The sequence below is a fragment of the Gordonia insulae genome, assembly GCF_003855095.1.
In the GTDB taxonomy this organism is placed as follows: domain Bacteria; phylum Actinomycetota; class Actinomycetes; order Mycobacteriales; family Mycobacteriaceae; genus Gordonia; species Gordonia insulae.
The window spans coordinates 2,235,661-2,249,319 of record NZ_CP033972.1 but is presented as its reverse complement, the minus strand read 5'-3'; the positions used below and the strand labels follow the sequence as shown (position 1 = coordinate 2,249,319).

Annotated in this window: 10 protein-coding genes; 8 read left to right on the top strand and 2 right to left on the bottom strand. The window is 60.9% G+C overall.

Annotated features, from left to right (window positions below):
• Nucleotides 1-72: 72 nt before the first annotated feature.
• Entirely contained in the window at nucleotides 73-1,221 is a 1,149-nt protein-coding gene (locus tag D7316_RS10145; RefSeq protein ID WP_124708169.1) for an acyl-CoA dehydrogenase family protein, read from the bottom strand.
• A 110-nt stretch (nucleotides 1,222-1,331) separates the two neighbouring features.
• Here D7316_RS10145 and D7316_RS10140 point away from each other — a divergent pair, with 110 nt between their 5' ends.
• From D7316_RS10140 to D7316_RS10105, 8 genes are all read left to right on the top strand, one after another.
• Entirely contained in the window at nucleotides 1,332-2,093 is a 762-nt protein-coding gene (locus D7316_RS10140; protein ID WP_124708168.1) for a crotonase/enoyl-CoA hydratase family protein, read from the top strand.
• Between the two features lie 25 nt (nucleotides 2,094-2,118).
• A complete protein-coding gene (locus D7316_RS10135; protein WP_124708167.1) occupies nucleotides 2,119-2,889 on the top strand; it encodes an SDR family oxidoreductase in 771 nt (256 codons plus the stop codon).
• 38 nt (nucleotides 2,890-2,927) lie between these two features.
• Complete coding sequence (locus D7316_RS10130) at nucleotides 2,928-4,097, top strand: thiolase family protein (protein WP_124708166.1); 1,170 nt, start codon at nucleotides 2,928-2,930, stop codon at nucleotides 4,095-4,097.
• Nucleotides 4,098-4,115: 18 nt separating this feature from the next.
• On the top strand, nucleotides 4,116-5,732 hold the full coding sequence (locus D7316_RS10125) for an AMP-binding protein (protein ID WP_124708165.1): 1,617 nt from the start codon (nucleotides 4,116-4,118) through the stop codon (nucleotides 5,730-5,732).
• A gap of 582 nt (nucleotides 5,733-6,314) precedes the next feature.
• A complete protein-coding gene (locus tag D7316_RS10120; protein ID WP_124708164.1) occupies nucleotides 6,315-9,299 on the top strand; it encodes a branched-chain amino acid ABC transporter permease/ATP-binding protein in 2,985 nt (994 codons plus the stop codon).
• Nucleotides 9,299-10,006, top strand: a complete 708-nt coding sequence (locus D7316_RS10115) for an ABC transporter ATP-binding protein (protein WP_124708163.1) — start codon at nucleotides 9,299-9,301, stop codon at nucleotides 10,004-10,006. The genes D7316_RS10120 and D7316_RS10115 overlap by 1 nt, the downstream gene beginning before the upstream one ends.
• A 174-nt stretch (nucleotides 10,007-10,180) precedes the next feature.
• Complete coding sequence (locus D7316_RS10110; RefSeq protein WP_164473762.1) at nucleotides 10,181-11,299, top strand: ABC transporter substrate-binding protein; 1,119 nt, start codon at nucleotides 10,181-10,183, stop codon at nucleotides 11,297-11,299.
• Between the two features lie 242 nt (nucleotides 11,300-11,541).
• Nucleotides 11,542-12,405: an SDR family NAD(P)-dependent oxidoreductase gene (locus D7316_RS10105; protein ID WP_232017165.1), complete on the top strand. Its 864-nt coding sequence runs from the start codon at nucleotides 11,542-11,544 to the stop codon at nucleotides 12,403-12,405.
• 317 nt (nucleotides 12,406-12,722) lie between these two features.
• Here the strand turns inward: D7316_RS10105 and D7316_RS10100 are convergent, their stop codons facing one another.
• Nucleotides 12,723-13,613: an alpha/beta fold hydrolase gene (locus D7316_RS10100; protein ID WP_124708160.1), complete on the bottom strand. Its 891-nt coding sequence runs from the start codon at nucleotides 13,611-13,613 to the stop codon at nucleotides 12,723-12,725.
• Between the last annotated feature and the right edge of the window lie 46 nt (nucleotides 13,614-13,659).

The window sequence follows — 13,659 nt, the reverse complement described above, 5'->3', positions numbered from 1 at the left end:
CTCCGAATCGGACATTCGCATCGTGGGGTCGACGCCGATCTGGCCCGCCGACCCAACGCGCGAGACGTCTGCTCAGAATCCCATCGAGCGGCCGATGAGGTCTTTCATGATTTCGTTCGTGCCGCCGTACAGGCGCTGAACGCGTGCATCGCGCCACAATCTGGCGATCTCGTACTCATTGATGTAGCCGTACCCCCCGTGCAACTGAAGGCATCGGTCGAGGACCTCCCACTGGGTTTCCGTGGCCCACCACTTGGCTTCCGCGGCTTCCTCGGCGGTCAGTTCCCCGGCGTTGACCGCGAGTATGCACTGGTCGATATACACCGTCATGACATCGACTTTTGTCCGCATCTCCGCCAGCGCATGGCGGTTGACTTGGAAGGAGCCGATCGGTTGTCCGAATGCCTTGCGTTCCTTGGCGTATTCGAGGCTGAGGTCGAGTGCGCGAGAAGCTTGGGCTCGCGCGTGCACGGCGATGCCCAGCCTTTCGGCCGGCAGATTCTCCATCAAATGGTAGAAGCCGCGATTTTCCTCACCCAGGAGATTGTTCAGCGGTACGCGAACGTTGTCGAAGAACAGCTCGGAGGTGTCCGCTGACTTCTGCCCGATCTTGTCGAGATTGCGCCCGCGGCTGAAACCTGCCATGCCGTCTTCGACAACGAGCAACGAAATCCCGCGGTGTGGCTTCTCTGCCGATGTGTCCGTCCGGCACGCGACGATGATCAAATCTGCCAGAGCGCCGTTGCTGATGAATGTCTTGGAGCCGTTCAACACGTAGTGGTCACCGTCGAGTACTGCTGTCGTCGCAATGTGTGCCAGGTCCGATCCTGTTCCTGGCTCGGACATCGCAATTGCTGTAATATACTCGCCCAGAATATATTTGGGTATCCACCGGGCCTTTTGCTCGGCGGTGGTCAAGTTCCGAAAGTAGCCGGCCACTATATCGTTCTGGACGCCGAGTCCGATGCCGACGGCACCTGAGTTGTGGAACTCCTCGGTGATGATCGCGTTGAAGCGGAAGTCCTTTATATCGAGGCCGCCGTATTCTGTGGGCATCTCCCATCCGAGAAGCCCTTGACTTCCGGCTTTTATCCAAGCGCCGCGGTCGACTTTCCCATTCTGCTCCCACTTCTTGGCATGGGGAACGCATTCACGCTCAAAGAATGTCCGGGCAGATGCGCGGAATTGATCGTGTTCGGGTTCGAAGATGTGACGCCGCAATGTTCCTCGATTCGATATGGTGCCAAGCCTCTTTGCAACGGCAACCGAAGTGTACTATACATGTATAGCAGATGGGTGTCTCCGGGTCAGCAGGTGAAGGTTGGTGGCAGATGGCAGAGGAAGTGCTGTGTGAGCGTCGTGGCGCGACGATGGTGATCACCATCCAGCGCCCGGAGGCGCGCAACGCGATCGACGCTGCGACCAGCGTTGCGCTCGCGCGAGCGATGGACGAACTCGACGACAGCGACGACGTCTCGGTCGGGATCGTTACCGGTGCGGCCGGTATGTTCTCGGCAGGTATGGATCTCAAGGCATTTGCCAGAGGTGAGACGATCGCGGTGCCAGGCCGCGGACTGGGCTTCACCGAGCGGCCGCCCAGGAAGCCGTTGATTGCGGCAGTCGAGGGTTACGCCCTGGCAGGGGGAACTGAACTCGCCTTGGCTTGCGACATGATCGTTGCGGCTGGGGACTCGCAGTTCGGATTGCCGGAGGTCAAGCGTGGACTCGTCGCCGGCGGGGGCGGGCTGTTGCGTCTGCCGGGGCGGATTCCGTATCAGGTCGCTATGGAGTACGCCCTGACGGGAGAACCGATGTCCGCGGACGCCGCATTGCGGTTCGGCCTGGTCAATCGACTCGCCCGACCAGGCGAAGCGCTGTCGATGGCGTTGCAGCTGGCGGGCCAGATTGCTGCCAACGGTCCGCTGGCAGTGGCGGCAACAAAAGAGATCATCGTCGGGGCGCAGGCGTGGTCGCCGCACGAGGCATTCGCAAAACAGCTCGAGATCTTGTTGCCGGTGTTCGCGTCGGACGACGCCGGGGAAGGCGCGCGCGCGTTTGCTGAAAAGCGCCAGCCCGTGTGGCAGGGCCGTTGATTACTGAAATCGAAAGTAGGACAGAGTGATTACTTCAGATAGCGTCGCCATCGTTACCGGGGGTGCCGGTGGGCTCGGCGAAGCGGTGAGTCGGCGTCTGCATGCGTCCGGGAATTTCGTTGTCGTAGCGGATCTGGCCGATGAACGCGCGTCACAGCTCTCAGATGAGCTGGGTGCCAGGGTTCGCTATGTCCGGACCGATGTCACAGACTCCACGAGTGTGGAGGCATGTATTGCCGCCGCGGCCGATTTCGGCGAACTCCGGCACGTGGTGATTTCCCATGGCGGTTTCGGGGTCGCGGAGCGGATAGTGAGCCGTGATGGCGCCGCGGCGCCGCTGGAGAACTTTTCCAAGACCATCGACATCTACCTGGGTGGCACCTACAACGTGTTGCGGTTGGCTGCAGCCCACATGGCCACACTCGACCCTGACGAACACGGCGAACGTGGTTCAATCGTGTGCACGGCATCGATTGCCGCCTACGAGGGTCAGATCGGCCAGGCGCCGTACGCCGCGGCGAAGGCCGGGATCGTCGGTCTGACCCTGGCGGGCGCTCGTGACTTGAGTTCGATTGGTGTTCGGGTCAATTCGATCGCTCCGGGGACAATGCGTACCCCCACCATGGAGTCTGTCGGTGACGATGCGCTCAAGCACTTTGCTTCCACTGTGCCGTTTCCGAAAAGGCTGGGAGATCCCGACGAGTACGCGGATCTCGCGCTCTTCTTACTGGGTAACAAGTATATGAACGGCGAAGTGGTCCGTATCGATGGCGCACAGCGCTTCGGCCCCAAATAGCGACTATTCCACCAATTGCAAGAGAGAGGGTAGACACCATGCGTGACGCAGTAGTTGTTGAAGCAGTTCGTACACCGGTGGGAGCGCGCAACGGAAGCCTGGCCAATGTGCACGCGGTTGACCTTTCCGCACTGGTTCTCAATGAGCTCGTCGCCAGGACGGGCGTAGACCCGGGCCTGATCGATGATGTGCACTGGGGAAATGTCATCAGTATCGGGCAGCAGTCCGGGAATGTCGCCCGGATGGCGGTTCTCGCGGCTGGTTGGCCCGAACACGTCCCCGGCTTCACCATCGATCGACAGTGTGGGTCGTCCCAGCAGGCCATCTCGACGGCAGCAGCCGCCGTGATCTCGGGGCAATCGGACCTGGTCGTTGCTGGCGGCGTTGAGATGATGTCGGGGGTACCCATGACTGCTGCCGTGGTCGAGGGTACGGGCGCGATGGGTGGTTCTGCGGTCGATAGGTACGCAGGAGCATTGACCCAGCCTGGATTCCGGGGTCATTTCAATCAGGGAGCCGGCGCCGAACTCATCGCAGAGCTGTGGGGCCTGAGCCGGACCGATTTGGACGAGTACGCGCTGCGTTCGCATGAGCTGGCGACCCAGGCTCAAGATGGGGGTGCGTTCGACGACGAGCTCGTCGCGGTGGACACATCCGCAGGGTCCCTCGCCCGTGACGAAGGTATACGGCGAGGTTCGACGATCGACAAGCTGGCCCGTCTCAAGACCCCCTTCCTCGAAGGCGGAACGATCACTGCGGGGAACGCATCTCAGATCTCCGACGGGGCTGCCGGAGTCATGGTGACGTCGACAGAGTTCGCAGAGAAACACGGTCTGGTGCCGTTGGCGCGGATTCATACCGCAGTGGTCACCGGGGATGATCCCGTCAAGATGCTGACCGGACCGATCCCCGCGACAGCGCTCGCGCTGAAGAGATCTGGCTTGTCCATCGATGACATCGACGCTTTTGAGGTCAACGAGGCCTTTGCGCCGGTGCCGTTGGCGTGGCATGCCGAAACTGGTGCTGCGCTCGATCGCCTGAATCCACTGGGCGGTGCAATTGCCCTCGGTCATCCGCTTGGCGCGTCTGGCGCACGAATCGCGACGACGTTGATCTATCACCTCCGCCATACCGGCGGGAGATATGGCCTGCAGACGATGTGTGAGGGTGGCGGAACTGCGAACGCAACCATTTACGAGCGCCTGTGATGGAGTTCTGAGGCAGCGATGAATGTCCGAGCTGTTCCCGATCGATTGCGGCAACACTATCTGGACACAGGGTTGTGGAGTGATACGACTCTCGGGTCACTGTTGTTGGCAGGACTGACCGACAGTCCCGATCAGACCTTCCGAGTCTGGTCGAAAACTGATCCGGCGTCCCTGACTTTCATCGAACTGGAGTCGCTCGCGAGACGATTCGCACAGGGACTCGTCGCACGGGGCGTGCGGCCGGGGACGAGGGTCGCGTTTCAGTTACCGAACTGCCTGGAAGCTGCGGTCACCTTCATCGGTTGTAGCCTTGCCGGCATGGTGCTGGTGCCGATTGCCGGCTACTACGGCCGCAAGGAGCTCACCGAGATCGTGAACGGTTCCGGTGCGACTGTTCTGATCGTCCAGCATGGGGCGTTCGACGAAGGCGGCAATCTCGATGTTCCGGTCGGCGCATGTGCTGCCATGCCGATGCTGCAGGAGGTGGTGGTGTGCGGAACCTCGGGTGTTGACGGCGCACTCGACTTCGACGACCTCATCGCAGGCGGACCCATCGAGTCCGCAGTGACGACATCTGCCGACGACCCGGTGTTGCTCGCGTACACCTCAGGGACATCGGGTCAGTCCAAGGGTGTTGTCCACACGCATCGTACGATCGTCGCTGAGGTGCGAAACCATCTGGCACTCATGATCCCAGCGAATGCCACGCCTCAGATCACCGCCTCACCGATAGCACATGCCGCCGGTATGACCCTCGGCCTGTTGGCGCCCCTGTATCGGGGCGAACCCATCAATGTGGTGGATTCATTCGATGTCGACTTCATCCTGTCAATCTGCGGGAAAAACGACCTGGCTCCCGGCGGAGGTGCATCGGTGTTCCTGTCTGCCCTGATCGACCACCCTGGGTTCACAGACCGGATAGCGCGGCGGATGGGATATGTGATCCTCGGCGGTTCAACGGTTCCCGAGGATCTGGTACGACGGGCGGAGGATCGCGGTGTGACGGTTCTGCGCTCATACGGCCTGACGGAGCATCCCACGATCAGTGCCGGGTTGATAGGCGACGACAGTGTCGCGTTGCTCACCACGGACGGACAGCCCTTGCCAGGCGTCGAAGTCGAAGTTCGACTGCCGGACGGCACGATAGCGCCGTCCGGGATCGAGGGGCACATCCACAGCCGCGGTCCCGATCTTTGTGCCGGCTACACAGATCCGTCACTCACGGCGGAGTCGTTCGACAACGTCGGTTGGTTCGCCACCGGCGACCTCGGCGTCATGGACTCAGCCGGGCACCTTTCGGTCACAGGGCGCGCGAAGGACCTGATCATTCGTAACGGTGTGAACATCTCTCCGGCTGAGGTCGAGAACGCGCTGCTGTCGTGCCCCGGCGTTGCCGATGTCTCCATCGTCGGAGTGCCGGACGCTCGCACAGGTGAACGGTCGATCGCTTTCGTCACGCCTGAGAATCCGGACAACGAGCCCACACTTGCCGATGTGAGGTTACACCTCGGTGCGGTCGGACTCGCGAAACCTAAATGGCCAGAGGAGCTTCGGGTGGTCTCGAGCTTTCCGAGGACGCCATCGGGCAAAATCAGGAAGATAGATCTTCGGGCATCGCTCGATTCCGAAGCATAGGCGGGTTGCTGCCACCAGCGCCGATCGGTCACTCGACAATCGGATTGATCTAGGTGGAGATCAACAAGGATGCGTCGACCTTGTCCTCGTGAACTGGGCTGTGCTCGACGTCTTGCTGGGTTCGGGTGCAACCGAGTTCATCACCGATTGATTGATGTATCGAGGTCGCGCGGCTGCTTTCGCCAGGAGGTGTCATACAAACTCCCGGCCGCTGACCGGAGCCTTCCAGGGCATGAATCCGAGTCTGCCCATTCTGCGGACAATCCTTTTGAATCAGAGGCACGACGGCGCCACATGCTGCGTTTCAGCCGAGAGACTCCTCCCCATCGACCTCTCGGCGTCAAGCCATCTGCAGAGCAATTTCACGACCAACAAGGGCGAACCGGCCGGCGACCCTGGCAGTAGACCAAGGGTTGCTATACATGTATAGTGAGTCGTATCACGTGAAGATGCCCCAGTGAACAGGTTCACTGGGGCCGAAGGACCTATCTCCAGGTGATCAGTTCGGCGCCGGAATCCGCAGACAGCCAGCCTATTTCACGATATCTGCGGCCTTCTGTGTCCATCCACATAGAGAGAAATATGACAAGCTTCCTCGGCTACACGCTGTTGAGCCTCGGTACGGGCGCTCTCTATGCGCTCCTCGCATGTGGGGTGCTCATCATTCGGCGCGGCACAGGTGTCCTGAACTTCGCCCAAAGCGGATTCTTGCTATTCGCTGCATACTTCTTCGACCAGCTCGCTACAGCCTGGGACATCCCACGGGCGCTCGCTGGGATCATCACAGTGTTCGTCACCGGCGTCATCGGGCTTGCGTTTCACGTGGTGGTGATGCGTGCATTGCGCGAGACCAGTCAGCTGAACAAGGTCATCGCAACACTCGGCTTGTTGATCATTCTCCAAGCAGCGGTTGGGCTTCTCTTCGGTAGTGCGACACGGTTGGCCCCCTCGGTGCTCCCCCGTGCCGAGATTGAACTGGCCGGTCAATTGATCGGCTGGGATATCCTGGTCCGACTGGGCGTCATTGCCGCGATAACGCTCTGCCTCTGGCTGTTCTATCGCTATACGACATATGGTCACGCGGCTACTGCGGTCGCGGAGAACGAGCAGTCGGCCGCCTCGCTGGGCTGGTCACCGGACGCTATTGCCGGGATGTCGTGGTTCGCCGGGGCTGCACTGGCGGGTCTCGGGGGAGTGCTGTTGGCCCCTCTCCAGAACCCGCTGAGTTCGGGAAACCTACTGCTCCTGATCGTTCCGACACTAGCCGTTGCGCTGGTCGCGGGATTTACTTCCTTCCCCATCGCCTTCTTTGCGGGACTGGCGATCTCGATCCTGGAGCTGCAGATCCAGGTCCACAGCGGCGACGGTTCCTCGTTGAAGGGGCTGGATAAGGCTGTGCCGGTGTTGCTGATCGCGGTATTCCTGATGATTCGTGGCCGAAGCATTCCTGAGCGAGGGCACCTGAGCGAAAAGCTACCCAGACTTGGGAGTGGACGAATCAATGTCCCCGCCCTGCTGATCGCCAGTCTTCTTGTGTTGGCGATGATCTGGTTGGTCCTTCCGACGACCTGGCTCAACGCGCTCACAATCAACTCCATTTGGGCGATACTGCTCCTCTCGGTAGTGGTCCTGGTCGGTTACACCGGACAGCTGTCACTCGCGCAGGTCACATTCGCCGGCATCTCTGCTCTTGTCGCAGGACGCCTTGTCGCCGTGTACGGCTGGCCGCTCGAACTGGCATTTGTCGCTGGGATCGTTGTTGTCGTCCCCGTCGGCTTGTTGTTCGCGATTCCAGCGCTTCGAACGCGTGGAATTCAACTCGCAGTTGTGACTTTGGGAATGTCAGTTGCCGTGGACGCCTTCTTTTTTCAGCGGCAATACTTCTCTCCGGCTCCCGCCGGCACGGGCCGCTCGGTCTTTGGAGAAGCACTCAGTAGGCCTGAGGGAACGCTGGTGGGTGAGCCGACACTATTCGGTATCGACATCGACAACACTCTTCATCCCGAGCGATATGCCACTCTCGTTCTGGTCGCCGCGGTGGTGATCGGTTTGCTCGTGGCCAACATTCGCCGTGGCCGGGTTGGGCGCAGATTGATTGCGGTCAGGACCAATGAGCGTGCGGCTGCATCTTTGGGCATCAGCATTTTCGGGGCCAAGATGTACGCGTTCGCGTTGTCCGCTGCGATTGCAGGCGCGGGCGGTGTGCTGTTGGCGTTTCAGCAGAGAAACATCACCTACGGCGGTGGGATGTTCGATCCATTCCAGGGCATCCTGATCATCGCCTTCGCTGTCGCCGGTGGTGTCGGCTACATCACTGGTGCCTTCGCTGGTGCGACTCTGGTTGCGGGTGCGCTGGCGTCACGGATCTCTGACGGCCTCAGTGGCCTGTTCAGCCGTTCTGCCACGTTGGCGCGGGTTGCCGGTGCAGTCCTTGCCGCGGTGTTGGGATTTGTTGTTGGACAAAGTGTTCAAGAGAGAATTGTGAACAATGTCAGATTCCGCAGATGGGCACGATATGCGCCGGTTGTCGGTCTTGGCACGTTCGCAGTTCTGGGGGTTGTCTTCTCTGATCGCATCCAGGGCTGGCTGGGTGACCTCGAGAGGTACCTGCCACTCGTGGGCGGGATCGTGCTGATCCTGGTACTGATGCAGCCGGGTGGTCGAGGGATCGCGGGGACAACAGTGGATCAGATCTCGTGGGTGTCTTCCAAGGTGCCGAAGCGTTTCCGGCGGCGCGACGTCGGCCGGGCCGAGATGGTGGGCCAGCTTGCACAGTCCACGCATATCCGCGCTGATTCAGTCACGTTGACGGTCGCCGGCCTCGGTGTTCGGTTTGGTTCGGTTCGGGCCGTTGATGATGTCTCGTTCACCGTCGAGGCCGGCAAGGTTGTAGGGCTGATCGGACCCAACGGTGCGGGCAAGACGTCAGTTGTAGACGCCATCACGGGGTACAGCCCCACTGCTACAGGGCAGGTCACGCTCGGCGACCAAGCATTGCACGACCTTCCCGCCCACAAACGTGCTCGTGCGGGTGTCAGCCGTTCCTTCCAGAACCTCGAACTATTCGAAGACCTGAGCGTGCTCGAGAACATCAGGGCAGCGAGCGATGATCGGAGGCTGGCCGCCTATGCGACTGATCTCGTCCACCCTGGAAACCGACCGCTCAGTTCGACCGCAATAGCGGCAATCAAAGAGTTCGATCTGCTGGATGATCTACATCGTCCGGTCCGTGACCTCCCGTACGGTAGGCGACGCCTCGTCGCGATTGCGCGTGCGGTGGCTACCCGTCCGTCGATTCTCCTCCTCGACGAACCGGCGGCCGGCCTCGACGAGCAAGAGAGCGCTGAATTGGCGGTTCTCACAAGGAAGCTCGCCGACGAGTGGAACCTGGGCGTTCTGCTCATCGAACACGACATGAACTTTGTGATGGAGATCAGTGACCACGTCATCGTCTTGGACTTCGGACGAAAGATCGCCGAGGGCACTCCGCACGAGGTCCAGGCAGACGACAGCGTTCGTGTTGCGTACTTCGGTGCCACGACCACCGAACCAGTAGGGAGTCACTGATGACCAGCATCATCGCCGCCTGCGATCTCGAGGTTGGATACGGGCCGATCCCGGTGCTACACGGCCTCGAACTTGAAGTGAATGCGGGCGAAGTCGTGGCGTTGCTCGGCCCGAATGGAAGTGGGAAGACCACGACCTTGATGGCCCTCGCAGGTGCTCTGTCCCCGAGTCGCGGGGAGGTACGGTGGAAGGGGGAGGTAGCTCATCTTCCCCTGTATCAACGCACTCGCCATGGCCTGTCGATCGTGACCGAGGAACGTTCGGTTGTCATGTCGCTGACGGCGAGACAGAATCTGCGTCTGGCGAGAGTAGATCCCGAAGCGGTTGTCGTAGACTATCCCGAGCTCGCTGACCATCTCGATCGGAAGGCTGGTCTACTTTCGGGTGGGCAGCAGCAGATTCTCACCCTCGCTCGCGCACTCGCCCGACGACCGGACGCCCTGCTCGCTGACGAACTGTCCCTCGGCCTTGCGCCTCAGATCACCTCACGACTGTTGACCGCGGTGAGATCGGCCGCCGACAGCGGTATGGCTGTGCTGCTGGTCGAACAGCATGTGAGGAAGGCGCTCCAGGTTGCCGACCGCGTTTACGTATTACGCCAGGGACGCATCGACTGGTCTGGAACAGCTGCCCAGGCCTTGGCAAATCAATCTCGTATCGAATCTTCGTACCTTGGCGGCAACACATCCACGGCCACGACCCCGTAGTCCGGAAGAGTTCGGACCATTCGTAACCAATGAGAGGCAAAAATGTTCAATAAGAAGATAATTGGAGTGTGCTCGACGGCGGCTGCACTCGTCCTTGCGATGGGTGCGTGCTCGGACGGTGACGGCTCTTCCGGTGGGTCATCGGAGTCATCGTCAGGTGGCACGATCAAGCTGATGACGGTTGCACCGACCGAGACCTCGACCGGCGGTGCGAACCTGCCCGAGTCGATCGCGGCGGTGCAAGCTGCGGTCACCGCCCTCAACGACAGGGGCGGTATCAAAGGTCAGCAAGTTGAGCTGACTGTGTGCAACAACAAGAATGACGCGACCGCTGCTGCCGCGTGTGGACAGCAAGCGGTGGACGAGAAGGTGGTCGCGGTCGTCGGGATGTACTCTCAGACCGGTGGTGAGATGGCGCCTCTCGAATCGGCCTCGATTCCCGCGGTCGGTAGCGTCGGGATTGCGGGCGATGGTTCTGAGCTGACCAGCAAGATGAGCTTTGTCTACTACAACCCTGTCTTTGGCTTCGTAGCTTGTCCTTCTGTTTTGGCAGCTGACGGGGTCAAGCAAATAGGTGGAATCAGTTCGGATGTAGCCGCGTCCCAACGGACTGCGGCTCTGGTCCAGGCGGGCGGTGTGGCCGCAGGTAAACCGATCGATCCAAATATCAAGCTGCCGCTGAACACCAGTGACTACGCTCCTGCGGCAGCTCAGCTCGTCGACGGCGGCGCGGACGGCGTGACCATGGTCTCGACCGAGCAGGGCAGCGTTGCACTCATGCGAGCAGGTGGGAACAAGCTGAAATATTGCAATGCACAAGGCGCTCTGTCCGAACCAAGTCTTGCCAGCGCAGGTCCCTCAGCGGCAGGCTTCTACGAAAGTGGCCCGTTCCCGCCCTTCTCTGCGGCAAGTGAGTATCCGGAGTTGCAGCAGTTCACTACCGAGATGGATGCAGCCTTCGCTTCCGGTGACAAGGCTGCCGCACCTGAATTACGCAAGGCCACATCCCTTAACGCGTGGTTGGCAGTACAGGCTGTGGACAAGGTGGCCGAGCAGATCTCCGGTGACGTCACCAGTGCGTCGCTTTTGGACCAACTGAACAAGACGACCGACCTCGATCTAGGTGTGGTCCCTCCCCTGAACTTCACCCAACAGACACCGATCCCCGGACTGGATCGACTGTTCAACACAACTGTGCGCGCAAACAAGTGGGATGCTGCGTCGAAGCAACTCGTGCCGGCGTCGGACACCTTGTACAACGGTCTGGAATTGCTCTCGAAATCCCAGGGGTAGCACCCGCGGAGGCCGGCACCAGGCGCACCCCCATGCGCGGGTCCGACTCGGATCTGGACTCACAAAAGGGGATGGATGCGCGCGCGGCGGCGAGAGGACTCGACGCCGCGCGCGCTTTCGTTATCCGTTGCGGATGCACCGACAACCTAGGCGGGAAAGACATCCGGGGATTCCCAGTCGCATGCACCTTCGCCAAAGCGGCATGTACACGTAAAGCCGGGGGACGGTACGATCGCATCGTGATGGGTTCTGGTGATTCGAACGTAGACAATGATTCATTGGTCGGTAAGGTTGCTCTGATTACCGGAGCTGGACGCGGCATTGGACGCGCCGAAGCAATACGGTTGTCGCGCAGAGGAATAATCGTTGTCGTGAACGATCTGGGTGTTGCAGTCGACGGCACCGGCACGGATACATCTCCGGCCCAGAGTGTAGTTTCTCAGATTGAGGCAGAAGGTGGGCGGGCGATCGTCGATCACACCGACGTCGGATCGTTGGCCGGTGGCGAAGAAGTTGTGCGCAAGACCGTGAGTGAGCTCGGGCGTATCGATATCCTGATTAACAACGCCGGCTTTGTGCCGGCACCGGGAGATGTTGAGAGACCGATCGAGACGGATGTTGACGCTCAACTCGATATTCATTTCAAGGCTGCGCTGGGAACGATAAGTGCGGCGATCCCCTGGATGAAGAACCAGAGGTTTGGTCGGATCATCAATACGGTCTCGGAGGTTGCACTAGATTCCAGGTACGGGGGTGGCACCTACGCCTACGCTGCGGCCAAAGCTGCGCTGTGGTCGCTGACTCTGTCGATGTCGTCCGATTTCGTTGATGAGGGGATCACCGTCAACGCCATATCGCCGGGCGCTGCGACCCGGATGAACGCCACTTATCTGGATCCATCCCGAACAGATCTTGCGCCGGACCATGTCGCTCAGGTCGTTGAGTATCTCATCTGTCCGTCGGCAGGTGATCTCAGCGGTCGGGTCATACATGTTGCCGGCGATCAGCTTCGAGAGTTCATGGTTCGTCGAACTGCCGACAGCGGCGCTGTTCGACGCATTGAACTATTTCGTCAATCCGATGAGTCGGTGACGGACGAAGCCTAGGTCCATGGATGAACAAGTGCAGCTGGTTGTGTCGGGCGAATGGAAGAGGCGCGATCTATGTTTTGATGTCTCGGAAGCGGTCGGCATACCCGACGTCGAGATGGCCATCTCGTCGATCGCGCCGGAGGTTCTTGGCGATTGGCCCGTGGTGGCTGTCGGCTTTCCGGGTGGCGGATACTCGCGAGGGCGTACATACGGTGGCCGGGTAGTTGTCGCGACCAGAATCATCATGCCAGCCGAGCTGGATGTTCCACCGCCGACCATCTCGGACTCGGAGGCAGCTCCCATCCTCAGGCTGCAGGGCTGGTCATGTGAATTCAGCTCTGTCCCAGCACATGCGCGATCAGCGACGCGAGCTCGCGCGGGGCATCGCTCTGCACCGAATGGCCGGCGCCGTCGATCGTCAACACGTCGGTGTGTGCCCCGCGGTCGCGGAATCGCACGACGTCCTCGTCGGAAGTGAAGGCGGATCGACCACCGCGGACGAGGGTCATCGGGGCCGTGGCTGCTCGCAGATCGTCCCAGAGCGGTTGCGCCCGGGGCGCTTCGCGGAGCCTATCGTAGCGCCACTCCCAGCGGCCGTCTGCGCGACGGCGGGTGTTGTGGATGACGCCGCGGCGGATCGATGTCAACGATCGGTGTGGTGCCGCAGCGTGGGTGAGGTCGATGATCTCGGCGAGGTCGGCGAGGTCGGCGAAGTCGTGGGGTCCCTCGATCAATGCGACAGTCCCACGGGCCTGCCGTTCCAGTTCGGCTGCGCGGTTGGGTGATTCCGGTGTGACGTCGACGATGACGGCGCGCGGCACGAGGTTCGGAACAGTCGCCGCGAGGCGGATGGCGGTGAGTCCGCCGAGTGACATGCCCACCACCAGCTCGACTTGGGGAGCCAGCTCCTCGACCACCGGGGTGATGGCTTGTGCATTGGGTGCCGGCGAGTAGTCGCTGTCGGCGCGCCAGGACGAGTGGCCGTGTCCGGGGAGGTCGATCGCCAGCGCCGGTATTCCCAGGGTCAGTAGGACGCTGTCCCACGTGTGTGCGTTCTGCCCACCCACGTGAAGAAACACCGCCCGCGGACTCGATGCACCCCATGCCAAAGCGCTGACCTGATGGCCCTCAACGGTGGTGTCGATGCGTCGGACGGTCGGAACCGGGATTTCCAGACCGAGTTCGTCAGCGGTTTCGCGCAACAGGCTGAACTCGTCATTCACGGGTTCACTGTATCGACTCACGTCGTCGAGAGCGATTCGCGACGAT

Bases quoted from the DNA above. Each gene is read 5' to 3' on its own strand.
- D7316_RS10140 (WP_124708168.1), top strand. From the start codon at position 1,332: ATGGCAGAGGAAGTGCTGTGTGAGCGTCGTGGCGCGACGATGGTGATC.
- D7316_RS10130 (WP_124708166.1), top strand. From the start codon at position 2,928: ATGCGTGACGCAGTAGTTGTTGAAGCAGTTCGTACACCGGTGGGAGCG.
- D7316_RS10125 (WP_124708165.1), top strand. From the start codon at position 4,116: ATGAATGTCCGAGCTGTTCCCGATCGATTGCGGCAACACTATCTGGAC.
- D7316_RS10120 (WP_124708164.1), top strand. From the start codon at position 6,315: ATGACAAGCTTCCTCGGCTACACGCTGTTGAGCCTCGGTACGGGCGCT.
- D7316_RS10115 (WP_124708163.1), top strand. From the start codon at position 9,299: ATGACCAGCATCATCGCCGCCTGCGATCTCGAGGTTGGATACGGGCCG.
- D7316_RS10110 (WP_164473762.1), top strand. From the start codon at position 10,181: ATGACGGTTGCACCGACCGAGACCTCGACCGGCGGTGCGAACCTGCCC.
- D7316_RS10105 (WP_232017165.1), top strand. From the start codon at position 11,542: ATGGGTTCTGGTGATTCGAACGTAGACAATGATTCATTGGTCGGTAAG.